Genomic DNA, 22407 nt, shown 5'->3' on the forward strand with positions numbered 1-22407 from the left:
GCGTGGCCGGAGTTTGCTCAACTCAACTCCCATTCTCTGCAAGCTACAGTCAAGCGGGTAGATTTTGCCTATCAGCGTTTCTTCCAGGGGCTAAGCAAAAAGCCTAAGTTGAAGCCAATCAAGCGGTATTCTGGCTGGACATATCCTAGCGCTACGGGGTGGAAGGTCAATACTAATGGTAAGCACGGCACCGTTACTCTCAGGGACTTGGGCATTACCCTGAGGATGCGGGGCAAAGCCAAGGACTGGGGGAGGCCTACCACACTAACTATTGTCTACAAGCCAACTTTACGGCAGTGGTATGCTTCGTTCACTGTAGAGGTAGAAGTACCTCGGTCTAAGTTTGGTTCCCAGTCAGATTTGAAGTATGAATCTATCGTTGCCTACGATTTGGGCACCGAGACCGCCATAACCCTATATGACGGGAGTGAGTTCTATGAGGTTGCTAATCCTCGGTTTACGCAGAGGAGTGAGGAGAAAATTCGCAAGGTTGCCAAGCTCAAACGGCGGAAGCGTGCACCTAGGAAGGGGGTGAAGGCTTCTAGGAGATGGAAGAAAATCCACCGGCTAGAGGCTAAGCTCAAAGCCAAAGTTGCCCGTCAGCGTAGAGATTGGCAACACAAGGTTACCTCAGAGATAGCAAGTCGTTATGACATCGGGGTAACCGAAAAGCTCAACGTCAAGGGCATGACCCGCAGGGCCAGGGGCAAGGCTGGACTGAACAAGTCGATTCTGTCGGTGGGTTTTGCAACCCTCAACCGGCTGCTGACCTACAAAATTGAGCAGAAGGGTGGTCTGGTCTTGTTTCTTCCCACGCAAACCCTCAAGCCGTCTCAGCGCTGTCCCAAGTGCGGTGCTGTTCACAAGGAGTGGGCAGAGCTAAGTAACCGTTACCATGTCTGTTCTGCCTGTGGGTTTGCGATACCGCGGGACAGGGGAACGGTGATGGTTTTCTACAACGTTGCTACTAATTGGACTCCGTCCCGCTGCCGCGAACAGCAACCGGGGCTGGGAACCCGCCTCGTGAGTCTTGGATGCTTCAGCTCTACTTCAGAGACCCGGTACACAGGAGCGATGAAGCAACTGGGGCAGAGGAAGAGACAAAAATCTCACCGTAAAGCGGATGGGGAAACCCCACCCGCCTGCGCGGTGGGGTAGTTCATGCGAAAAGTCAAGGGAAATCCGCTCGCCCGTGGGGGGATCAGCATGAGCGTCAGGAGGAAGCTGCCGTCTCAACCTGCTGTACCTGCAACGAAGCAATCGGAAAATGCCGCTCCAACAAAGCCGGGATCCCTTGCGGAGAAACGCTGCTGTAGCGAGCCTTGTCGGGCAGGAACACCACGTTCGGCCCCCGTTTGCAGTCCTTCATGCAGCCCACTCCCTGCACCCGAATGGTCTCTGGGTAGGCTGCCAAGTGTGCCTGTAGAGCCTGTATCACCGCCATCGCCCCCCGCCGACAGCAGTCGGACTTCTGACAGACCAAGACGACCCCTTTCCTCGCTTCCTCCGATCCGGGAGCGGCCTTCGGGGAAAACATGGCTGCTACCGGGGAAGCCTGGACAGGAACCACGCGGTAGAGCACCCATTTCTCCCGCCCCTTCAGCAAATTCACTTCCCGCTCCCCCGCAATCTGCACCCTATCCCCTGGCTTGAGGCTGCGGTAGAGCTCAGAGCGCAGCGGCTTGGGGATCTTGCCGGCAAACACTTCCGCTCCGGCCTGCCAGCGCAAGTACTTGAGCTTGCCATCCTTATCGGGAAGAAATCCCAGGAACCGACCCTCTGACTCAAACGGGATCCTTTGCTTAGCCAACTTGCTCATCTTGTCCCCCAGGCTCGGTGTTGAGCTGCCAACACGTCTCTAGGCTGTCCAATAACTCCTGCCGCCGCGCCGTGTATTGGCGGATCACGCTGCGCACCTGCAACAGGGCCAGAGGTGTGTCCACCTGCACCTGCAAATGGCCATCTCCCGTACAAACTGCCGGGATCCCCAACTCCAGCAGCCGCCGCCCAATGCGCCAGCGTTCCCCTAAGGGGATCTGCAAACAATAGCTGCCCTCAAAAGATACAGGGTTCATGGCTAGGAGCAAAACCTCGGCAAATAAATCTAAACCCAATCGGGCAGTAATGATATGAATTTTCAACAAATGCTTACAAAAATAAGTCCTCAGGTTTAAGGACAGGCCACCTGGCCGGCGAACCTGCCCCAGATCCTGACTAAGCTCTGCCGTCCATCAAGCCAAACACTAGGCTGTCGTTGGCCAGGAAGTGGTTGAGGTGGAAGGCCCGGTCTTCCGTCTTGAGCAGAATCTGCTCGTAGAGGTAGCGGGTGGCGCGATCCCCTAGGCTTTCCGCTTGGGCGGCTTGGCGCCGCAGCAAATCGATGATGGCCTGCTCTGCCGCCAGGTCATTTTGCAACATTTGCCGCGCCTCAAAAGCGCCATCCGGCTCAGGGGTAAAGCAGCAGAGGCGGGCCAAGGTGGCGAAGGTGGCTACCGGCACACCCCCCAGACCTTCGAGGCGTTCTCCCAGGTCGTGGACATGTTCCCTCACCTGCTCGTAGTGATCCTTGAACAATTGGTGTAGCGGGTAGAACTCGGTGCCCTCTACTACGAAGTGATGCTTCTGGTACTGCAAGTACAGCCCTTGAAAGCTGGCCAGAAGAGTGTTCATCCCCTCGCAGATCGGCTGGGTTACCTCCAGGCCGAGGGAGACAGGGTTGTTGCGCACGCTGTTGAAGGACTGGCGCAAGGTTGAGGTTTCAGACATGGGGCGAGGTTCTCCGAAGTAAAGAGAATGTGGATGCTTATCCAGCTTACTCAACTGGGCAGATCCAGGAGCTCTTGGGGCTATCCTCACCCCAACATAGTCTAACTCGATAGTTCTTGTGAATAGCTCTCAATAAAGTGCTTGTTGCAGCAGAACCGGTGGGCTGGTCAGGGAGTAGCCGCATTCCTTATCGATTTACACTGGACTGGGAGCGTTAGCCCAGTTGATCCCGTACTTGGGGATAGAGCATGTCTCAAACGCAGCCGGAAGTCCACTCCTGGATAGAAAAACTGATTCACCTAACCCATCAAACAGTTGCGCGTGCTGGGGAGAAACCGCAGGAACCCTGGGATTGGGCTGGCCATCTGTTCAAAGAGAGCCTTCTGGAAGCGGAGGCAGAAATGGGCCATTGCAACGTCCTGGTGATCGGCAAAAGCGGGGTGGGCAAAAGCACTTTGGTCAATGCGGTGTTTAAAGATGAGCTGGCCCGCACCGGCGTCGGCAGCCCCGTCACCTGCCACATTCGCCAATATTCCAAGCAAGGCTGCCCAATCACCATCTACGATACACCTGGCATGGAATTGGCGGGAGACCAGAATATCCAGATCCGCCTCGAGGTGTCCCAACTGATCGACGAGCTGCGCCTTCGGGATCCCGAACATCACATTCACATTGTCTGGTATTGCATCCACCACGAGCTGAAGCGGCTGGAGGAAACCGAGCGCAAGTGGCTAAAGGATTTGGAACTCAAAGATGTGCCGGTCATCTTAGTCTTGACCCAATGCCTGGAATACCCCAATCCCGAAGAGAGCGAGTTTTTTCAGTATTTGCAGCGCCAAAATCTCCCTGTTCGCTACATTGTTCCTCTTTTGGCCAAGGACAAGGTCATTAACCGGCAACTCACCATCCCTGCCCACGGGCTGGAGCATCTGATCGGCTGCACCTTGGAGCTGCTGCCGGAAGTGGCCCGCCTTGCCTTTATCCGCCAGCAATTGCTGCGGGTAGATCTCAAAGCCGATGCTGCTTTTAAGTATGTATCCGGCTATGTGGCCAGCGCAGCGTTCATCGGCGCCGCACCTCTTCCTTTTGCCGATGCCCCTCTACTGGCAGCAGCACAAGTGGGCATGATTGCCAATATCAGCTTTATCTTTGGCTATAAAGCCTCCCCTTCTTTTTACTACTCTTTGATGGCGGCTTTGGCGGGAATTGGGGGCGCAGTAGTCACTGGGCGGGCCATTGTCTCAAACCTGCTGAAGTTGATCCCCGGCGTGGGATCCCTGGCAGGCGGCATCATCCAGTCCACCACAGCGGCTACCCTGACCCTTTCCCTTGGCCTGGCCTATATCGAGCTGATGAAGGCCATCGCCCGCGCCGAAATCCAAGGGATCCAGCTTTCCCAGGCCCAGATGCAGGAGATCTTTGTGCGCGAGTACCGAGAATATGCCGCTTCGGGACGCAAAACCCTCAAATAGGAGTGGACATTGGATCTGATTCTGGAGCAGGGGAAGGCTGCAGGGTCTCGAACCCAAAGGTGCCTTGGACTAGGTAGAGTGGCCGGCCTTTCACTTCTTCAAAAATGCGGCCCAGATACTCTCCAATCACGCCCAGGCTAATCAACTGGATCCCGCCCAAAAACAAGGTCATCACCGCCAAAGAGGCGTAGCCGGGCACGTCGGAGCCAAACAGCAAAGTACGAATGACGAGGAAAAGGCCATACAGCAGAGCCGCCAGCGAGATCGCCAAGCCCAGATAGCTCCACACCCGCAAGGGCCAAGAGCTAAAAGAGGTGATGCCTTCTATGGCTAGGTTCCACAGCCGCCAGTAGTTCCACTGGGTTTTGCCGCGAAAACGGGGGGCACGGTCGTAAAAAATGGCCACCTGCCGGTAGCCTACCCAGGCAAAGATCCCTTTCATAAAGCGAGTGCGCTCCCGCAGTTGCTTAATGGCGTCTACCACCTGACGATCCAATAGCCGAAAATCCCCCGTATTGCGCGGGATCCGCACCTGGCTGAGCTGGTCAATGACCCAATAAAACCCGTTGGCGGTGAAGCGTTTTAGCCAGCTTTCCCCTTGGCGGCTGCGGCGCACGGCACACACCACCTGGTAGCCCTGCCGCCACTGCTGCAGCATTTCCGGGATCAGCTCTGGGGGATCCTGCAGGTCGGCGTCGATGGGGACAACGGCTCTGCCCGCAGCGTAGTCCAAGCCGGCGGTAAGGGCAATTTCCTTGCCAAAACAGCGGGAGAGGTTCACCACCTTGATGCGGGGATCCTGGCGATGGAAGGCAATAAGCTTTTCCAGCGTGTCGTCCTGGCTGCCGTCGTTGACACAGATGATCTCGTAGGGGATCCCCAATGGATCCAAGGTTAGGCGCAGGCGCTCGAACAGGTGATCCAGGTTCTCCGCCTCATTTTTGCAGGGGATGACAACCGAGAGCTCAGGGGCAGCAGGCTCAGAGGACATAGAAGAGCAGGGATCCCGTACCTGGCGATTATTCTGCCATCACGGGGTGCTATGGGTTTGCCGACATCTCCGCCACAATTGAGCGCAGCTCATCCTCCGAGATGCGGTAGACCTCGTTGCAGAACTGGCAAACCGCCTCTGCTCCCTTGTCGGTACGGATCATGTCGATGAGCTCGTCCCGCCCCAACATGCGCAGCGCCCCCTTCACCCGGTCGGAATTGCACTTGCAATAGAAGCGGATGGCGCGCATTTCCGGCGCGATCTTGAGATCCAAGTCGCCCAAGCAAATTTGCAACAGCTCCCGCAAACCGCCACCACAAGCCAGCATCGGGCTAAATTCCTCCACCTTGGCCAAACGGGCTTCCATTTCCGGGATCAGGCTGGCCGGCGCCCCTGGCATCAGTTGCAACAACACTCCACCGGCAGCCCGCACCCGCTGCGAATCGAGGTTGACCCCCAAAAGGACTGCCGAAGGGATCTGCTCTGAGGAGGAGAGGTAGTAGCTGATATCGTCTCCCACCTCTCCCGAAACCAGCTCCACCGCGCTGGTGTAAGGCTGGCCGTACCCCAAGTCCCGCAGCACATGGAGGTAGCCATAGCGCCCAACAGCTTGGCCCACATCCAACTTGCTCTCAGGGGTGAGGGGAAGCTCGATGGCCGGGTTGCTCACATAGCCGCGTACCGTGCCGTCCAAGCCGGCATCCACCCAGATGTTGCCCAAGGGGCCATTCCCTTTCAGTTGCAGGTTAATCCGCGCCTGGCGTCGCTTTAGGTTGGCCGCCAGCAACAGGGCTGCGTTCATGGCCCGCCCCAGGGCCACCGTCGCCACATAGGAAAGCTTGTGCCGCTCCCGGGCCTCTTGCACCGCCTGGGTAGACACCAAGCCCACCACCCGAATCTTGCCCTCCGCCGCCGTGGCCCGGATCAGGTGATCCGGCAGAGATGAGGGAGCAGCCTCAGAAGGATCCTGAGAACCTTTCGCTCGCTTCAATCGTTCTGACCCAGAGACATCCGTCATCGCAACCTCAACGCATGTCCTAAAGCAAGCCTGCAGGGATCCCCTGGCGACTTAACTTTCACCCTCGATTGTAACCCCTCTCTTGCCGGACTTGGGGGAGAGCACTCTCCTGTTGGGGTGGGCATGAGACCGTCCCTTTTCTGGGAGAGACTTTAAGAAGTGTGAAGATCTGAGATGGTAGACGGCAAGCATATCGGAAAATAGCTTGCGGGTATGCTCGTCATACTCTTTAAAAAATCGACTTGAGGATGGATATCCATGAGTGTTGTTACGAAATCGATTGTGAACGCGGACGCGGAGGCCCGCTACCTCAGCCCGGGGGAACTGGATCGAATCAAGTCCTTTGTTGCCTCGGGTGAGAAGCGGTTGCGCATTGCTCAAGTCTTAACCGAGTCTCGTGAGCGCATCGTCAAACAAGCTGCCGACCAACTCTTCCAGAAGCGCCCTGACATCGTCTCCCCAGGTGGCAATGCTTACGGAGAGGAGATGACGGCGACTTGCCTGCGGGATATGGACTACTACCTGCGCCTGATCACCTACGGTGTCATTGCCGGCGACGTCACCCCCATCGAAGAGATCGGTCTGGTGGGTGTCCGCGAGATGTACAACTCTTTGGGCACACCCATTCCGGCGGTGGCCGAGAGCATTCGTCAAATGAAGCAGGTGGCCATGGGTCTGCTCTCTCCCGACGATGCGGCTGAAGCCGGCTACTACTTCGACTTTGTGGTGGGGGCAATGAGCTAGTCCCTCATTGTTTTTGCTGCACAACCGTTTGCTGTTCACCGACTTGATAGGAAGCTCATCATGCAAGACGCGATTACCGCTGTGATCAACAGCTACGATGTCCAAGGCAAGTATCTGGACAACTCGGCCATGGAGAAGCTGAAAGCTTTCTTCGCCACGGGCGAGTTGCGGGTGCGGGCGGCTGCCACCATCGCGGCCAATGCCTCCACCATCGTCAAGGATGCGGCTGCCAAGGCCTTGCTGTACTCTGATCTCACCCGTCCCGGTGGCAACATGTACACCACCCGTCGCTATGCCGCTTGCATTCGCGACATGGACTACTACCTGCGCTACGCCACCTACGCCATGCTGGCCGGGGATCCCTCCATTCTCGATGAGCGGGTGCTGAACGGGCTCAAGGAGACCTACAATTCGCTGGGAGTGCCCATTGGGGCCACCATCCAGGCCATCCAAGCCATGAAAGAGGTAACAGCCGCTCTGGTGGGTGCTGATGCCGGCAAGGAAATGGGTGTGTATTTCGATTACATCTGCTCTGGTCTGAGCTAGCTACCAGCGCCATTGCTTCGGCGTAAGGTTCATTGTCCAACGAGCACGACGGGCGACTTGCCGCAGGGATCTGGTGTGCTGATGGGGGTACGCGAGCTTTCTGAGGTAGGTCGCCTGTTTTGCTGGTCAAGACGGCCCATTTCGTTGTTGAGCGGGGATCCCATATCATGCGCATGTTTAAGATCACGGCCTGTGTGCCCAGCCAAACCCGGATTCGCACCCAGCGGGAGCTGCAAAACACCTACTTCACAAAGCTGGTGCCCTACGAAAACTGGTTTCGGGAGCAGCAGCGCATCCAGAAATCGGGTGGCCGTATCCTGAAGGTAGAGCTGGCCACGGGCAAGCCTGGGATGGACGTAGGACTGCTGTAGTTTCCCTATCCCTTTGTTTCTTTCCCTCAGATACTGAGAATAGCCCTCTCCAGATCCGGTATGCCCAGCTCCAAAAGATGTGCCCTTGGGGCTGGGGTAGCGGATCTGGTTGTTTCATGGGAGGGATAGATGTTGCCTCATGTGCCGGCCCGGCTGGAACCGATCATCGCTGCTTACAACCTGAGCAAGGTTTACCCGGTGGCCATCAAGGAGCCGGGAGTGGTGGGCACCCTGCGCCACTTCTTTCGCCGCACCTACCGCTACATCCCGGCAGTGCAGTCCATCAGCTTTCAGGTTCAGCCGGGGGAGGTGGTGGGGTTCTTGGGGCCGAACGGAGCAGGCAAGACCACCACCCTCAAGATGTTGACCGGCTTGATCTATCCTTCTGGGGGCACGCTGCAGGTGGTCGGCCACGTGCCCTACCGGCGCGAGCCATCTTTTTTGCGGCAGATCACCCTGGTGATGGGGCAGAAGCAGCAGCTCATCTGGGATCTGCCGGCGATAGACTCTCTGCGGATTAACGCCGCCGTTTACGAGATCCCGGAGAAGGAGTTTCGCGAACGGGTGGGGGAGCTGGCGGAGCTGCTCAACTTGGCAGGCAAGCTGAAGCAGCCGGTGCGCAAGCTTTCCCTAGGGGAGCGGATGAAGGCGGAGCTGTTGGCGGCCCTGGTGCACCGCCCGCAGATCTTGTTTTTGGATGAGCCCACCTTGGGGTTGGATGTCAACGCCCAGGTCAGTGTGCGGCAATTTTTGCGGGATTACAACCGCCGCTACGGGGCGACGGTATTGTTGACCAGCCATTATATGGCCGATATCACCGCGCTGTGCCAACGGGTGTTGGTCATCAACGCGGGGCGGCTCATCTACGATGGTGACTTGGAGGCGCTGCTGGAGCGCTTTGCCCCCTACCGAGAAGTCAAGTTGGAATTGGCCCGTCCTTGCTCTGTTGCCCAACTGCAGCGTTATGGGGAGGTGCGCAGCGAGGGGGATCCCGACGGCTGCGAGGCGCGGCTGTGGGTGCAGCGGGAGCAGCTTACCCAGACGGTGGCCCAGTTGTTGGCGGAGCTGGAGGTGTTGGATCTAACAATAACAGATCCGCCCATCGAGGAAGTGATCGGGCGGGTGTTTGCGGATGGGATCCCTTTGGCCAGCCCATAACAGTGTTGAGTTGCTTGGATGGCTATAAAGGATCCCGTCTCGCCGCGCAAACCGCTTGGCTGGATACGGGATTGCCACCCTCCCATCAGATTTTTTGAGTAGCGGCCTCCCGCTGTTCAGGGGTAGAGCGCGCCGCGTGCAGGGCAAAGTAGAGCTTATTGAGGGCATTCATGTAGGCTTGGGCCGAAGCGACAATGATGTCGGTGTTGGCGGCATGGCCGGAGAAGATGCGGTCTTCGTGGCGCAGGCGGATGGTCACTTCCCCGATGGCGTCGATGCCGGCGGTAACCGATTGGACGGAAAACTCGATCAGCCTGTTGGGGATGTTGACAATGCGGTTGATGGCCTTGTACACCGCATCCACCGGGCCTGTGCCTACGGCCGCATCTACCCGCTCTTCCCCCTCAGGAGTGATCAGGCGCACCGTGGCGGTGGGAGCCTCGCGGTTGCCGCACACCACTTGCACATGCTCTAGACGGTAGAGTTCGGGCACCGAGCGAGTTTCGTCGTTAACAATTGCTTCCAGATCCAGATCGGAGATTTCTTTTTTCTTGTCGGCCAGCTCTTTGAAGCGCAAGAAGGCTTTGTTCAAATCCTGCTCCGACAGCTCGAACCCCAGTTCTTTCAAGCGAGTGCGGAAGGCATTACGGCCCGAGTGCTTGCCCAACACCAAGGTGCTCGATTGCAGGCCGATGGTCTGGGCGTCCATGATCTCGTAGGTCTGGCGGTTTTTGAGCATGCCGTCCTGGTGGATGCCCGATTCGTGGGCAAAGGCGTTGGAGCCGACGATGGCCTTGTTGGGCTGCACCAGCAGGCCGGTGAGGTTGGAGACCAGACGGGAGGTGCGGTAGATCTCCTGCGTTTTGATGTGGGTGAGGGGCTTCTCGGAGTCTACGGGCAGGCCGAAGTAGGGGTTGAAGTAGCTGCGCCGCACGTGCAGGGCCATCACCAATTCTTCCAGCGCCGTGTTGCCGGCCCGCTCGCCAATGCCGTTGACCGTCACTTCCACCTGACGTGCGCCTTGCTTAATCGCTTCCAGGAAGTTGGCCACCGAGACGCCCAAGTCGTCGTGCCCGTGCACAGAAAGGATCGCTTGCTTGATGTTGGGCACGTTCTCGCGGATGCCCTTGATCAGTTGGCCGAACTCCTCCGGCATGACGTAGCCGACGGTGTCGGGGATGTTGATGGTTTTGGCTCCCGCCCGAATGGCTGCCTCGATCACCTGGTACAGAAACTCCGGATCGGAGCGGGTGGCGTCCATCATGGAAAACTCCACATCCTCCACGAAGGACTTGGCATAAGCCACCATCTCTTCGGCAATTTGCAGCACTTCGGCGCGGGTCTTGCGCAACTGGTACTTGAGGTGAATGTCGGAGGTGGAGATGAAGGTGTGAATGCGCGGCTTGGCGGCAGGCTTGAGGGCTTCGGCGGCTGCCTCAATATCCGGCTTGAGGGCGCGGGCCAGGCTGCAAATCACAGGGCCATCGGGGGTGCCCACCTGTTCGGCCACCTTCTGCACCGCCTCGAAATCGCCAGGGCTGGCATAGGCAAACCCCGCTTCGATGATGTCCACTCCCAGCCGGGCCAGTTGCCGGGCAATGGCCAGCTTTTCTTCGGTGTTGAGGGTGGCGCCGGGGCACTGCTCCCCGTCGCGCAGGGTGGTGTCGAAAATGAGCACGTGATCGAGGGCTTGGCCATCAAATGCAGCGACCGCGGCAGCATCCATAACGGTTACTGGGATAACGAAACATTGCCAACCTTTATTCTGACATTAGTTGGCAGGGGTTCTGACCCTGCTGGGGGGAGATTGGGGTGGTCTCTGTTGGAATGCCGGTTGGCTTGGGTCTTGCAATTTTTCTCCTGGGATCCCCGGCGGCAGGCGGATCCCGAAGGCGCAAGCCAGCAGGTGTTCGTATTCTTTCTCGTCCTTGAGGGGGCGTTCCCGGCGGCCTTCTGGGGTGGTCTCGATCCATTTAAAATTTAAAGAGGGAGCCATCGGCGCGGGCGGTGAGGGTGATCCGTCCGCTGGGGGTGGCCAGGCTGCACAGGCGCAGGCGGGTAAACCTGGATGCCGGCGACGTTTGGTGGAAGCGGCACATGGGCTCGAACTCCTGCAGTTGGCGCGGGATCCGATCCAGCAGGAAGAGGGTTTTCCAGGTGCGATCCGGTCGTTCCTGTTGAACCAGCCAGTAGCGTGCGGGAGCTGCGGGCCAGGGGGTGAGGCGGTAGCGCCCTTCCGCCTGGGCTTGGATGCTGGGATCCCCCAACCGCAACGGCTCCCGAAAGGCATCTCCATAGCCCACATCTGCCAGCCATGTTTCATCGCCGCAGCTCACCTGCAGGGCCAGATGGTCGCATTCGGGGCCAAAGCAGCCATCAGTCCGAGTAGCGTGAACGGCCCGGCTCACCTGTCCCGAGAGCAGATGGACCGAAAACCCCATCCCCTGCAGAGCAGCGGCCAGCAGGCTGTTCAGTTCAAAGCAAAAGCCGCCCCGCCGCTCGCGGACGATTTTTTGGAACAAGAAATCCCGCTCCAGGCGAATGGGGCGACCCCAGTGAATATCCAGATTTTCAAACGGCACCCGCAGCAGGTGGGCCAGGTGGATTTGGCGTAGGGTTTGCGGGGTGGGCTGGGTGGGGCCGACGTAGCCAATGCGCTCCAGGTAGGCCCTGATTTGGGCAGGCGTCAGCGGCTCTAGCATCAGCACGGGAACCCGTTGGGTTGGCGGCAAGCGAGCATCTGGCCTACCCTAGCCTTACCGCAGCTCCCCGACCAGAGCCAGAAGAACAGTTTTACCCCTGCTGCAAGACGGGCAATTTTTTCGCTCTCAGCCTCGATTTTGTAGCCGCCGACACCCCCCTATCGGCAGAAGATGAAGTCGTATTGATACCGCCGGTCAGCAGGGGCTGAACAGGAAGAATAAAGGGAGAATGCTACGATAACGTCAAGAAAAAAAGAAGGCGAAGCGTTACATGGCAGAATACACTCGGTCGATTTCCTTTTACGGGCGGGAAATTGACATCAATATCGGGCTGATGGCTCCCCAGGCAGGGTGTGGGGTCTGGCTGACTTCGGGCGAAACTTCGATTCTGGTCACAGCCACCCGGCAGGCGGGGCGGCCTGGTGTCGATTTCATGCCCCTGTTGGTCGATTATGAAGAGCGCCTCTACGCCGCCGGACGGATCCCGGGGGGATACTTGCGGCGGGAAGGTCGGCCACCGGAACGGGCCACTCTGATCTCTCGTCTCATAGACCGACCCATTCGTCCGTTGTTCCCGGAATGGCTGCGGGACGACGTGCAGGTGGTGGCCACCACCCTCTCGGTGGACGATGCAGTGCCGCCCGATGTGCTCTGCATTTTGGGAGCCTCGTTGGCGATTCACGGCGCTCGCATCCCCTTCAACGGACCGGTGGCGGCAGTGCGGGTGGGCTTGGTCAAGGATGAATTTATCCTTAACCCCACCTATGCCGAAATTGAGGCCGGCGACCTGGATCTGGTGGTGGCCGGCTGTGCCGATGGCGTGATCATGGTGGAAGCGGGGGCCAACCAACTGCCGGAGAAGGACATAGTGGAGGCCATCGAGTTTGGTTTTGAGGCCATTCAAGAGCTGCTCAAGGCCCAACAGCAAGTCTTCGCAGATCTCAACATCACTCCTGTAGAGCTGCCCCCTCCCCCTGTCAATGAGGAGCTGGTTGCCTTTGTGGCAGAGCAGGCTCAGGAGGGCATTCGCTCTATCCTCAGGCAGTTCCTGGACAAGACCAGCCGCGAGCAGCAACTGGAGGCGATCAAGGCTAAGCTAGAGGCCCAAATCCAAGCGCGGCCAGAGGGGGATCCCTTGCGGCTTTATCTGCTGGAAAACCCCAAAGAATTGGACAATCAGTTTAAGGCCCTCACCAAGAAGCTGATGCGCCAGCAGATCCTGCGGGAGGGGGTGCGGGTGGATGGGCGCAAGCTGGACGAGGTGCGACCGGTCTCTTGCCGGGTGGGTTTGATCCCGCGGGTGCACGGCAGCGCTCTGTTCAACCGCGGCCTCACCCAAGTCCTTTCCATCACCACCCTCGGCACTCCCGGCGATGCCCAGGAGCTGGACGACTTGCACCCGGTGGATGAAAAGCGCTATATGCACCACTACAATTTTCCGGGCTTTTCGGTGGGGGAAACGCGGCCCTCGCGCTCGCCGGGACGACGGGAGATCGGCCATGGGGCGCTGGCCGAGCGGGCCTTGGTGCCGGTGCTGCCCAGGGAAGAGGAGTTTCCCTATGTGGTGCGGGTGGTGTCGGAGGTGCTTTCTTCCAACGGCTCTACCTCAATGGGATCCGTCTGCGGCTCTACTCTGTCCCTGATGGACGCGGGGGTGCCGATCAAAGCGCCAGTCAGCGGGGTAGCCATGGGCCTGATCAAAGAGGGGGATGAGGTGCGCATCCTCACCGACATCCAGGGCATCGAGGACTTTCTGGGCGACATGGACTTCAAGGTGGCCGGCACACGGGCCGGGATCACCGCTTTGCAGATGGACATGAAAATCACCGGCATCACCGTGGATGTGGTGGAGAAAGCCATCCAGCAGGCCAAGGCCGGGCGGGAGTTTATCCTCGACAAGATGCTGGAGGTCATCCCTGCCCCTCGACCCCAGTTGGCCAAAACAGCCCCCCGTCTGCTCACGTTCAAGGTGGATCCCGAGGATATCGGCAAGATCATCGGCCCTGGTGGCAAGACGGTGCGCGGCATCACGGAAGCGACAGGTGCCAAGGTGGACATCAGCGACGATGGCACGATCACCGTGTCCTCCTCGGTGGGCAGCCAGGCGGAAGCGGCGCGGGCGATGATCGAAAACCTGGTGCGGCGGGTGGAAGAGGGGCAGGTGTACCTGGGCAAGGTGACCCGCATCATCCCCATCGGCGCCTTTGTGGAGTTCTTGCCGGGCAAAGAAGGCATGATCCACATTTCGCAACTGGCGGAGTACCGCGTCACCCGGGTAGAAGATGAGGTTGCTGTGGAGGATGAGGTGGTGGTCAAGGTGCGCAGCATCGATCACAAAGGCCGCATCAACCTCACCCGTCTTGGCATCAGCCCTGAGGAAGCCGCGCGGGTGCGCAACCATCACCCCTGAAGCTGCGGTTTCCCCCCAGCAACTGGGATCCCCTCGACAGCCAGAATGGCAGAGAAAGCTCCCTCTTGCTTGCTCGCGTCTGCAGTGCCGTTCGCTCCTGACTTTCTCACGGCTCAAGATCCTGTTTCTCAAGCTCGGCCGTCGCCCTCGCGGCGGAGGCTGGGTTGGGCCTTGGCTTGGGGCTTGGGGTGGGCCACCCTGCTCAACCTTTCTGCCCAGCATCCGTTGTTGCTGCGGCTGGAGAGCGACTCCCAGGAATGGCTCTACGCCCACCGCGGCCCTCAGCAACCTTCTCCAAAAGTGGTGATCGTCGGCATCGATGGCCGCATCGATGGGCAGGGAGAAAATGGTGATGGCCAGCACAATGTTGACTTTCTCCTGGAACGGGCGAACTACGCCGGCCTGACCTTGCGCCTGCTGGAAGAGGCCGAGGCCAGGGTGGTGGTGCTGAACCTGCCCAGCAGCTTTGTGGTGCCCCAAAACCTGGGCAACGAAAACCTGGATGCCCCCTTGCGGCAGGTGGTGCAGCGCTACCCGGATCGCTTGGTTTTGGCCACCCGAAGCAGCGAGAGCTTTGGCCGGGCCGAGATCAACATCTACAACCACTTCTTGCCCTTTTCGTCCTTGCGACTGGAGTATTTGGTGCCGCCAGAGCACGTGCAAGGGGTGGTGCAATACCAAGTCGATGGGGCCGGGATCCTGCGCCAGGCCCAGTTGCGAGGGCTCTACCTGCGCCGCGACAGCCAAGAGGAGCAGATGTTTGCCTCTGTGGAAGCGCTGGCTTTTGCCAAGTACGACCCGGAGCGGGCCAGCCGCTGGTTTCGCCAGCGGGGTTTGCAGCCAGTTCAATTCAACCCCCTCGGATCCCAGCACAGCATCCCCATCATTCCCATCGAGCAGATCTGTCCGCCGGTGATCCCCCAGACGGGATCCGGCTCCCCGACGCTCAGCCCCGGCCAAGCCTGCCGCGGCCAGGAAGGGATCCCTCCCCTCAACCCCAAAGTTGCCGACCAATTGCGGGACAAAATTGTCCTGGTGGGCTTTGTGGGCGGCTACCCAGAGACCTTCCCGGTGCGAACGGCGGATGGATCCCAGATTGCGGCAGTGGAGCTGCAGGCGCAAATCTTGTCCAGCCTGCTCACCGGAGACGTGTACCACTCCCTGCCGTCAGGGCTGGCAGGCGGGGTGGTCTTGCTGCTGGGAGCAGGGACGGGACTGCTCTTGGTACTTTATCGCCCCTCCCTGCGACTGAACCATTGGGACTGGCAACAACAGGGGTTTCTCCTGCGGCCCCTGGTGGGGCTGGCCGTTTACGAAGGGTGGGCTGTGGCCCAGTTTCTGCTGTGGCGTTGGGTTTGGCCTTTCGTTTTGCCGGCCTTGGCCAGTGGGTTAACAGGGGTGAGCCTGCTGCTCACTCTGGTCATTGTGGAGAACCAGGAGCGGCTTTTGGCTCAACAACAAGAATTGGAGCGCTTGCGCCGAGCCGAACAGGAGGCCGCCGTCGACCAGGCCCGCAAGCTGCTCTACCGAGTAGCCACCGACATTCACGATCGCGAGCTGCAGGAGCTGAAGGTGGTGATGGACGACCTGGAGAGCCTGCAATGGCAACAGCAGCAGGGGAAAGACTCTGACCCCGCCATCTACGATCGCCTGCTGGAACAACTGGAGAGGATCGGGCGGGGCATTCGCGAGCAGCTCAACGACGTGCGCACCCTGGCCACCAAGCTGCATATCTCCCCCAGCTTGCGGGAAGGCTTGCACCGGGGCATCGACACCTATCTGGACGAGCTGATTCAGACGGGCAGCCTGACCTTGTCCGTAGAGCGCCACCTGCAACCTCTGCAGGAGCCCAACACCAGCGAGTGGTTCGACCAACGGGAGGACATCTTGCGTTTTTTGCGCGAGGCCATCGGCAATGTCATCGCCCACGTACAGCCCCCCAAAGGCAGTGCTTCTTTCGTCAGGGTGTCGCTGGCACAAACGGAGCGACATTGTTGCCTATCGGTAGTCAATGACGGCGTTGAATACGCTCCCAGCCCCGGTGGCGGCTACGGCAGCAAGGCCATGAACACCATCGCCCGCTATCTACCCAAGGGATCCTGGCACCGCACCCAGACCCCAGAAGGCCATACCCACGTCGAGCTGCACTGGGAAATGCCCAGCCTTTATAGTCGTTTTAAACAAGATTAAGACACTTTGCCGCCAGCCCAAGCGCTCCGCGCCGCTCACGCGACCACCCCCAGCCCCTCTCCCAGAGGCACCCTCACCCCCAGCCCCTCTCCCAGAGGGAGAGGGGAGTTAGAGCGGTACCTGCGCGACAGCGTTGCGGAACAATAACGACGTAGAGAAACGTTTCATTGCTATTTGACAATGACTGCAACCTCAGAGATCTCGCCTGCAAGTAGAAAAAAAGACCCTGGCCAGGGGCCAGGGTTGCTAGGCCAGCTCAGCGCTAGACTCAACTAGCAAGGGGCTTGTTCAGGCAAAGAATAGCTCTCCTGCCCTACTGCCCTAGGGATTGTAACCAGCCGATCAGGGTAGAGCCGGACAGAGATTCAAACAGGATCAGGGCAACAAAGCCGATCATCGCCAAACGCCCGTTCAGTCGCTCTGCATACTCGGTAAAGCCCACCCGCGGAGTGGTGTCCACATACATTTCCGGCTCGATAGCATAATTGTTTAGGCGGCCGCCTTCTTCAACAACGACGGAGCGATATCGGCTCATAGGGTTCTCCTTGTTTCTTCCTTACCTAGTTTAGCTCGTTTTGCATAGGATTGTAAAGTTTTGTTTACGACTTTGTGGATGCCCGGCACCCTGAGCTTCCCGACAAAGGCCGACTAGGCGAGGAACAACTTGTAGGCGGGGTTGTGGCTCTCGTCCCAGTAGCGATAGCTCAACGTATCCAGAAAACGCTGCCACTCGGGCATTTCGCAGGTGGGCACCTGCATGCCGATGAGAACGCGACCGTAGTCGGCGCCGTTGTTGCGGTAGTGAAACAGGCTGATGTTCCAATTGGGGCTCATGCAAGACAAGAACTTCAGCAAAGCTCCGGGCCGTTCGGGGAACTCGAAGCGGTAGAGCAGCTCATTTTCCGCCAGCAGAGAGCGCCCGCCCACCATGTGGCGCAGGTGCAACTTGGCCAGCTCATCGTCGGTGAGATCCAAGGTCTTGAAGCCGGCCCGCTCCAGATCCAGAGCCACCGCTTGGGCATCGGCCCGATCCCGCACCTGCAGCCCGACAAAGATATGGGCTTCTTGCTCGTCGGCGATGCGGTAGTTAAACTCGGTGAGGTTGCGCTGGCCAATGTGGGCACAGAACCGGCGCAGGCTGCCGCGTCGTTCCGGAATGGTGACGGCAAAAATGGCTTCCCGCTGTTCGCCGATTTCGGCCCGTTCGGCCACAAAGCGCAGGCGGTCGAAGTTCATGTTCGCCCCACAAGCGACCGCCAGCAAAGTCTGTCCTTGGATGCCGGTGCGGCTCACATAGGCTTTGAGGCCGGCAATGGCCAGAGCTCCGGCAGGCTCCAAAATGGAGCGGGTATCTTCAAAGACATCCTTGATGGCGGCACAGGTGTCGTCGGTAGTCACCAGGAGGATCTCGTCCACGTACTGCTGACAGAGGCGGAAGGTCTCTTCCCCCACTTCCCGCACTGCCACTCCATCGGCAAACAGACCTACTTGGGATAGGCGCACCCGCCGGCCTGCCTGGAGAGACCGGTACATGGCATCGGAGTCCACCGGTTCTACACCGATGATCTTGATTTCGGGGCGCAAGCGCTTAACGTAGGCGGCAATGCCCGCGATCAGGCCGCCCCCGCCAACAGCGACGAAGATGGCGTGGATGGGCTGTTGGTACTGGCGCAGGATTTCCATGCCGATGGTACCCTGGCCGGCGATCACCAGGGGATCGTCGAATGGATGGATGAAGGTCAAACCTTTCTCGGCTTCCAGTTGCCGCGCGTGAGCGTAGGCATCGTCAAAGGTATCTCCGTACAAGACCACTTCTGCGCCCCGCGCCCGCACGGCATCCACCTTCACTTGAGGGGTGGTGACGGGCATGACGATGATGGCCCGAGTGCCCAGCCGCTGTGCTGCCAGGGCCACTCCTTGGGCGTGGTTGCCTGCGGAGGCCGCGATCACCCCTTGCGCCAGTTGCTCCGGGGGCAAGTGGGCCATCTTGTTGTAAGCCCCGCGCAGCTTGAAGGAGAAAACCGGCTGCATGTCTTCCCGTTTCAGCCAGACCGGGTTGTTCAGGCGGCGGGAGAGGTTAAAAGCCGGCTCCAGGGGGGTTTCTTGGGCCACGTCGTAAACGCGAGCTGTAAGGATCTGAACGAGATAATCACAATCCATCGGGATGTATCGATAGGGTCGAAAACGGTCGCTCCCGGCGGGCTAAGAGCTATTATCCCAGGGATCTATCCCTTCTCCAGCAAGGGGGGCTTGGGCATAATAACAAAGGCCATGGGAGAAGAAGCGATGTCGGCGCAGGAAAAGTTGAAGGCGCTGTTGGAGAGCCAGCCGGTGGCCTGCTTGGGGGTGCTGGAGCAGGGATCCCCGGCAGTGTCGCTGGTGCCCTTTGTGGTGCAACGGGATCCCTTGCGTTTTGCCATTGTCATTAGCGATCTTTCTTCCCACACCCAGGCTTTGCGGGCGGATCCCCGCGCCAGCTTGCTCATCCACGAGCCGCCCACGCCGGTGGATCCCCGCAGCAACCACGCTTTGCCGCGGGTGATGGTGAGCGGAGAAGCCCGGTTCCTCAGCCGCGCGGAGGCCCAAGCCTGGGGGTTTGAGGCCCTTTATCGTGCCAAGTACGAGATTGCCGAGATGATCCTGGGCCTGGCGGATTTTCACTTCTGCCAGATCACCCCCACCGGCGGCAGCTTTATTCAGGGGTTTGGCCAAGCCTTCCGGCTGAGCGGCCCCAACCTGGATCAACTGGAGCATCTCGGCCGCACCTAGGCGCAAGAACATGGCCTTCCGACCGGCAACCGACGACAGGGAGGGCGGATAAACCGTTGCCGCGCCAGTTTCCAGGTCGCGCTGCTATTTGCAAGTGACCGAAGACATGGGTCGGCAGGGATTCGAACCCTGGGCCAATCGGTTAAAAGCCGAGTGCTCTACCGCTGAGCTACCGACCCAAGTTTGCAGCTTTGTCATGCTAGCAAAACTTCTGTCACACTAGCAAAGGTTCTGGCCGTATCCCTAAAAATCTTGCTATGCTGAACTTAGACCAACCCTGGGGCTGTAACGGTTTCGACGGGGTGGCGAACATGGGTTCATGATACAGGTCGGGATTGAGCTTATCCCGTTATCACCAGGCTCAAACCAGTACGTGCGAACAACGTCGTACCCTTTGCTCGTAAAGCAGCTGCTCTGGCTGCCTAAGGCTCAGTAACCGAAAACTGACTCTGAGCTCGAGGATCTGCTCACGACCCCGTTAAGTGGGCGGATCACAACCCCAACGGGTGCAGCTCTCTGCTCTGGCTCCGTCGAGGGAGAGACCAAGATTAGGCGGAGAAATCCCATCGCCGGGATCCAAACGGCGATCCCCGCCTCGAGGGTCAAAGAGGCTAAGCCTGTGAATGAGTGATCCCTTAGTACCCATCTCGGACACGGGTTCGACTCCCGTCAGCTCCATCCTCAGGTGCCCTAGGCCCAGAAGGTTGCTGGAGGGCTTTTGGGCGTCCATGAAAGTCCGGCAAGCTCCAATGCCATGCCAAGGTGGGGCCTGGCGCTCACCGCAGCTAATGGGAATGGCTGGTGCTGCAGCAGCTTTTGGTTTTCGGCGGCGGAGGGGGCACATCCAGGGCCGGGTTGCACTCAAAGAAGCCCAGCGGCTTGAGCAGAAAGCCAATGTAGCTAACCGGCATCACCGGCCAGTCTTCGGTGCGGGGGAAGTGGTTACAGCCAAAGCTGTACCAGAGCACCAGGCGGGTATTTTCTAGGGATCGGTTGGCTTGTGTCCATTTCACCAGCCCTTCCCCACCGGGGTGTTGGTTGGGGTAGTCCCCCGCCGGGAACTTTTCGCCAGGATGATAGGGCGTGGCCCAGAGGTGGTGGGCCAAATACCCTGCCCGTCGATACAGCCAGGAGTCGGGGTGGGCCAGGAACCGGACATTCTCTCCTGGGAGCAACTTGTAGGCCACCGGCTGCCCCAGGCGGTTGTGGCGGTTGGGGTTGACAATCTTCCAGTAGCGCCCCCGCAAGGGATCCACCGTTTGCTTGGCTTCCTGCTCAGTGCTCAACAAGGTGGAGCGGGCGCGGAAGGCGTTGCCGTAGGGGTTATCCGGCCCCAAGGGCAGCGGCTCGGCATGGACTTCGTAGAGGGAGTTGCCCGGCCCATCCACCGCCATGTCCAGGCGCACGGTAAAAAAGTGCTGGTGGTTGAGGCCAGACAATTGGGGCGCTACCAAGATGCCAAACTCCGGTTCCTCCCCCGGCAGGGTGGCGCAGGTGTTGATGATGCCGGTGAGCTTGGCCTCGAACTCCAGCGTGCCGTCCTGGTAGAAGTACCAGAAAAAGCCGTAGTCGTAGTTGCCGATGGTGGTAAAGAAAGAGAGCACCAGCCGCCGCGAGCGCCGCACCTGAGCTCGCTCCGTGCGCCAGTCGGTGTGCTTCCAGAGCACGCCAAAGTCCTCCTCGTGCATGCAGATGGCGTTTTTGAGGAGCATGGGCTCACCGCTGTTGCTGGGCAGCCAGGCATCGAAGTAGTAGATCTCCCCCAGGCAGTCGCAGCCCAGGCGCAGGGAATTGGCCTGCATGCCGATGCCGTATTCCCCCACGTCAAAGGCGTTCTTGCGACAGTGGGGATCCCGCGGATCCCCGTAGGGCACCACCATCTCGGCTACCGAAGCCCGATAGAGGATGGGGCGAAGGCGGCCCTGATCCTCATAGCTCACCTGATGCAGCACCAGCCCCTCGCGGGGGTTAAAGCTGATGCGCAGATCCCACTTCTGCCAGCGGATGTGGTGGCCTTCTACTTGGAAGCTCACCCCTTGGGGCTGAGTAATTTCCAAAGGCTTCAAATCTCGGCGAAACTCTTTGAAGAAGATCTCGTCAAAATTGCCATCTTCCGGGGGCAGAGGCCAGGGGCCGCGATCCTCCACCTTGATCACCTGCATTTGGTTGAGGTCAATCCAGGGGTAGAGGCCTTCGAGGGGACGGGCATAGCCATTGTCGTAAGGGGAAGTGCGCAGGAAACACAGACCCCGCACCAGCCGCCGCCCCTCTTCTTCCGGGATCCCAAAGTAGCCCACCGTCCAGTAGTCCACCATCACCCGCTCCACATCGGCAATGCCCCGCCGCTGCAGGGCGGCCAGAAATTGGGGATCCTCCTTGAGCAAGCGGTCACAGGCGTAGACCTCATCGTCCAAAAGGGGCGGCTGCACGCCGGGGACGAGCTGCCAAGAGCACACCTGCTGCCGGGAGAGGGAGACCACCGCCTCGTAGGTGCTGCCCTCGGCGGGATCCAACAGCACCACAAACGCCTGCCGATCCCAGGGTTGGCCCGGTTGCCAAGCTTCCATCCAGGGCCGCTCCGGCTCCTGCAGTTGGATGGTGACAAAGCGGCAGCGGGAAGCAAGAGGGCGCTCCTGACGCAGGATTTTGACCACTTGCCGGATTTCTTCGCCATTCAAGGGATCCAGGGGGTGGCTTGGCCATTCGGGCCGGACAGCCGCGGTTGTGGCAGAAAGCGGTCGCTCCTGCTCCTGCAGAGCAGGCTGAGGACTGCGAGGAAGTTCACAAATCACAGAAATAACCTTGAATTCTACAGAAAATGAATTGGCTGGGTGACGATCCGTTGAAAAATGCCGCAGGGATCCCCTTGCCTGCCACCCCAGGCGCTCTAAGCTAGCCATCAGCCCGTACAGGACAACCTGGCCGTTGCCACAAGCAACTTTGGCGACCTTGGCCGGCAAGAGGATAGGCTCAAAGAATCCGTTCTTGGGGACAACCTCACCTTCGCCAGCTAGCCCAACCTGAGGTTATCCCCATCCGTTGGGTTGTCTCTGCCCGCTAACCAAAGGAAGAGGGCAGCGGCACCTTGAGCAGCCGCGTTACCGCAAACCGAAAAATATCGAACAATCGCCAGAAACTAACTATAGGCTTCCGAGGGAAAAGATCCCCGCTCAAAATCAGCAGCAATTTTTTTAGGCCAAACGTGGCATAGGGCAGCATAAAAAAGAATCAACGCTTCACACAGGCTGAGGGCGCAGCCGCAAGGAAGGA

General features: G+C 59.2%; 20 protein-coding genes, 1 tRNA gene and 1 other RNA gene. 10 read left to right on the forward strand and 12 right to left on the reverse strand.

All coding sequences use genetic code 11. The features are described 5' to 3' along the window. A partial coding sequence (locus NW851_RS11630) for an RNA-guided endonuclease InsQ/TnpB family protein (protein ID WP_414338698.1) occupies window positions 1-1158 on the forward strand: 1158 nt, incomplete at its 5' end. Between the two features lie 55 nt (window positions 1159-1213). Here NW851_RS11630 and NW851_RS11635 read toward each other — a convergent pair. The 3 genes from NW851_RS11635 to NW851_RS11645 all read right to left on the reverse strand — a co-directional run bounded on the left by NW851_RS11635 (window position 1214) and on the right by NW851_RS11645 (window position 2766). Next, window positions 1214-1819: a (2Fe-2S) ferredoxin domain-containing protein gene (locus NW851_RS11635; RefSeq protein ID WP_414338701.1), complete on the reverse strand. Its 606-nt coding sequence runs from the start codon at window positions 1817-1819 to the stop codon at window positions 1214-1216. Beyond that, window positions 1803-2075 carry an Asr1405/Asl0597 family protein gene (locus tag NW851_RS11640; protein ID WP_414338703.1) on the reverse strand — a complete coding sequence of 91 codons (273 nt, stop codon included), beginning with the start codon at window positions 2073-2075 and terminating at the stop codon, window positions 1803-1805. Before NW851_RS11640 ends, NW851_RS11635 begins: the two co-directional genes overlap by 17 nt. Window positions 2076-2214: 139 nt before the next feature. Beyond that, entirely contained in the window at window positions 2215-2766 is a 552-nt protein-coding gene (locus NW851_RS11645) for a Dps family protein (RefSeq protein ID WP_414338706.1), read from the reverse strand. A gap of 248 nt (window positions 2767-3014) precedes the next feature. Here NW851_RS11645 and NW851_RS11650 point away from each other — a divergent pair, with 248 nt between their 5' ends. Then, window positions 3015-4238 (forward strand): YcjF family protein, encoded by a 1224-nt coding sequence (locus tag NW851_RS11650; RefSeq protein ID WP_414338708.1) that lies wholly within the window; start codon window positions 3015-3017, stop codon window positions 4236-4238. Here NW851_RS11650 and NW851_RS11655 read toward each other — a convergent pair. Continuing rightward, entirely contained in the window at window positions 4231-5229 is a 999-nt protein-coding gene (locus tag NW851_RS11655; protein WP_414338710.1) for a glycosyltransferase family 2 protein, read from the reverse strand. The genes NW851_RS11650 and NW851_RS11655 overlap by 8 nt on opposite strands. A 49-nt stretch (window positions 5230-5278) precedes the next feature. Further along, window positions 5279-6169: an Hsp33 family molecular chaperone HslO gene (gene hslO, locus NW851_RS11660; RefSeq protein WP_414335144.1), complete on the reverse strand. Its 891-nt coding sequence runs from the start codon at window positions 6167-6169 to the stop codon at window positions 5279-5281. Window positions 6170-6505: 336 nt separating this feature from the next. Between hslO and NW851_RS11665 the strand changes: the two genes are divergently transcribed. The 4 genes from NW851_RS11665 (at window position 6506) to NW851_RS11680 (ending at window position 9066) form a co-directional block, all read left to right on the forward strand. After that, the gene (locus tag NW851_RS11665) at window positions 6506-6991 is read left to right on the forward strand and encodes an allophycocyanin (protein WP_414331342.1); all 486 of its coding nucleotides are present in this window, start codon (window positions 6506-6508) and stop codon (window positions 6989-6991) included. 60 nt (window positions 6992-7051) lie between these two features. Beyond that, window positions 7052-7537, forward strand: a complete 486-nt coding sequence (gene apcB / locus NW851_RS11670) for an allophycocyanin subunit beta (RefSeq protein WP_414335138.1) — start codon at window positions 7052-7054, stop codon at window positions 7535-7537. Between the two features lie 167 nt (window positions 7538-7704). After that, window positions 7705-7908, forward strand: a complete 204-nt coding sequence (locus NW851_RS11675) for a phycobilisome linker polypeptide (RefSeq protein WP_011433055.1) — start codon at window positions 7705-7707, stop codon at window positions 7906-7908. A 129-nt stretch (window positions 7909-8037) separates the two neighbouring features. Beyond that, entirely contained in the window at window positions 8038-9066 is a 1029-nt protein-coding gene (locus NW851_RS11680) for an ABC transporter ATP-binding protein (RefSeq protein WP_414335139.1), read from the forward strand. A gap of 85 nt (window positions 9067-9151) precedes the next feature. On the opposite strand, the gene NW851_RS11685 is transcribed toward NW851_RS11680, so the two are convergent. From NW851_RS11685 to NW851_RS11695, 3 genes are read right to left on the reverse strand one after another with little or no spacing between them, the layout of a single operon-like run. Further along, window positions 9152-10792, reverse strand: a complete 1641-nt coding sequence (locus tag NW851_RS11685) for a 2-isopropylmalate synthase (protein ID WP_414335140.1) — start codon at window positions 10790-10792, stop codon at window positions 9152-9154. A 45-nt stretch (window positions 10793-10837) separates the two neighbouring features. Beyond that, window positions 10838-11062, reverse strand: coding sequence for a hypothetical protein (locus tag NW851_RS11690; RefSeq protein WP_414338714.1), 225 nt, complete (start codon window positions 11060-11062; stop codon window positions 10838-10840). Beyond that, window positions 11040-11768, reverse strand: a complete 729-nt coding sequence (locus NW851_RS11695) for an arylamine N-acetyltransferase family protein (protein WP_414338716.1) — start codon at window positions 11766-11768, stop codon at window positions 11040-11042. The genes NW851_RS11690 and NW851_RS11695 overlap by 23 nt, the downstream gene beginning before the upstream one ends. A gap of 271 nt (window positions 11769-12039) precedes the next feature. Between NW851_RS11695 and NW851_RS11700 the strand changes: the two genes are divergently transcribed. Next, on the forward strand, window positions 12040-14178 hold the full coding sequence (locus tag NW851_RS11700; protein ID WP_414335142.1) for a polyribonucleotide nucleotidyltransferase: 2139 nt from the start codon (window positions 12040-12042) through the stop codon (window positions 14176-14178). Between the two features lie 171 nt (window positions 14179-14349). Next, window positions 14350-16368 carry a CHASE2 domain-containing protein gene (locus NW851_RS11705; protein WP_414335143.1) on the forward strand — a complete coding sequence of 673 codons (2019 nt, stop codon included), beginning with the start codon at window positions 14350-14352 and terminating at the stop codon, window positions 16366-16368. Window positions 16369-16681: 313 nt separating this feature from the next. On the opposite strand, the gene NW851_RS11710 is transcribed toward NW851_RS11705, so the two are convergent. Together NW851_RS11710 and ilvA are read right to left on the reverse strand one after the other, a co-directional pair. Further along, entirely contained in the window at window positions 16682-16903 is a 222-nt protein-coding gene (locus NW851_RS11710) for a high light inducible protein (RefSeq protein WP_414334922.1), read from the reverse strand. A 113-nt stretch (window positions 16904-17016) separates the two neighbouring features. Beyond that, window positions 17017-18528 (reverse strand): threonine ammonia-lyase, biosynthetic, encoded by a 1512-nt coding sequence (ilvA, locus tag NW851_RS11715; RefSeq protein WP_414334923.1) that lies wholly within the window; start codon window positions 18526-18528, stop codon window positions 17017-17019. A 126-nt stretch (window positions 18529-18654) separates the two neighbouring features. Here ilvA and NW851_RS11720 point away from each other — a divergent pair, with 126 nt between their 5' ends. Beyond that, a complete protein-coding gene (locus NW851_RS11720) occupies window positions 18655-19137 on the forward strand; it encodes a pyridoxamine 5'-phosphate oxidase family protein (protein ID WP_414334924.1) in 483 nt (160 codons plus the stop codon). A 107-nt stretch (window positions 19138-19244) separates the two neighbouring features. Here the strand turns inward: NW851_RS11720 and NW851_RS11725 are convergent. Beyond that, window positions 19245-19316: transfer RNA gene (locus NW851_RS11725), tRNA-Lys, on the reverse strand. A gap of 100 nt (window positions 19317-19416) precedes the next feature. Here NW851_RS11725 and ssrA point away from each other — a divergent pair. After that, window positions 19417-19818: a transfer-messenger RNA gene (gene ssrA, locus NW851_RS11730) on the forward strand. 104 nt (window positions 19819-19922) lie between these two features. Here the strand turns inward: ssrA and NW851_RS11735 are convergent. Next, on the reverse strand, window positions 19923-21929 hold the full coding sequence (locus tag NW851_RS11735; protein ID WP_414338721.1) for a primary-amine oxidase: 2007 nt from the start codon (window positions 21927-21929) through the stop codon (window positions 19923-19925). Between the last annotated feature and the right edge of the window lie 478 nt (window positions 21930-22407).

Source organism: Synechococcus sp. H55.7 (assembly GCF_047462395.1).
Classification (GTDB): domain Bacteria; phylum Cyanobacteriota; class Cyanobacteriia; order Thermostichales; family Thermostichaceae; genus Thermostichus.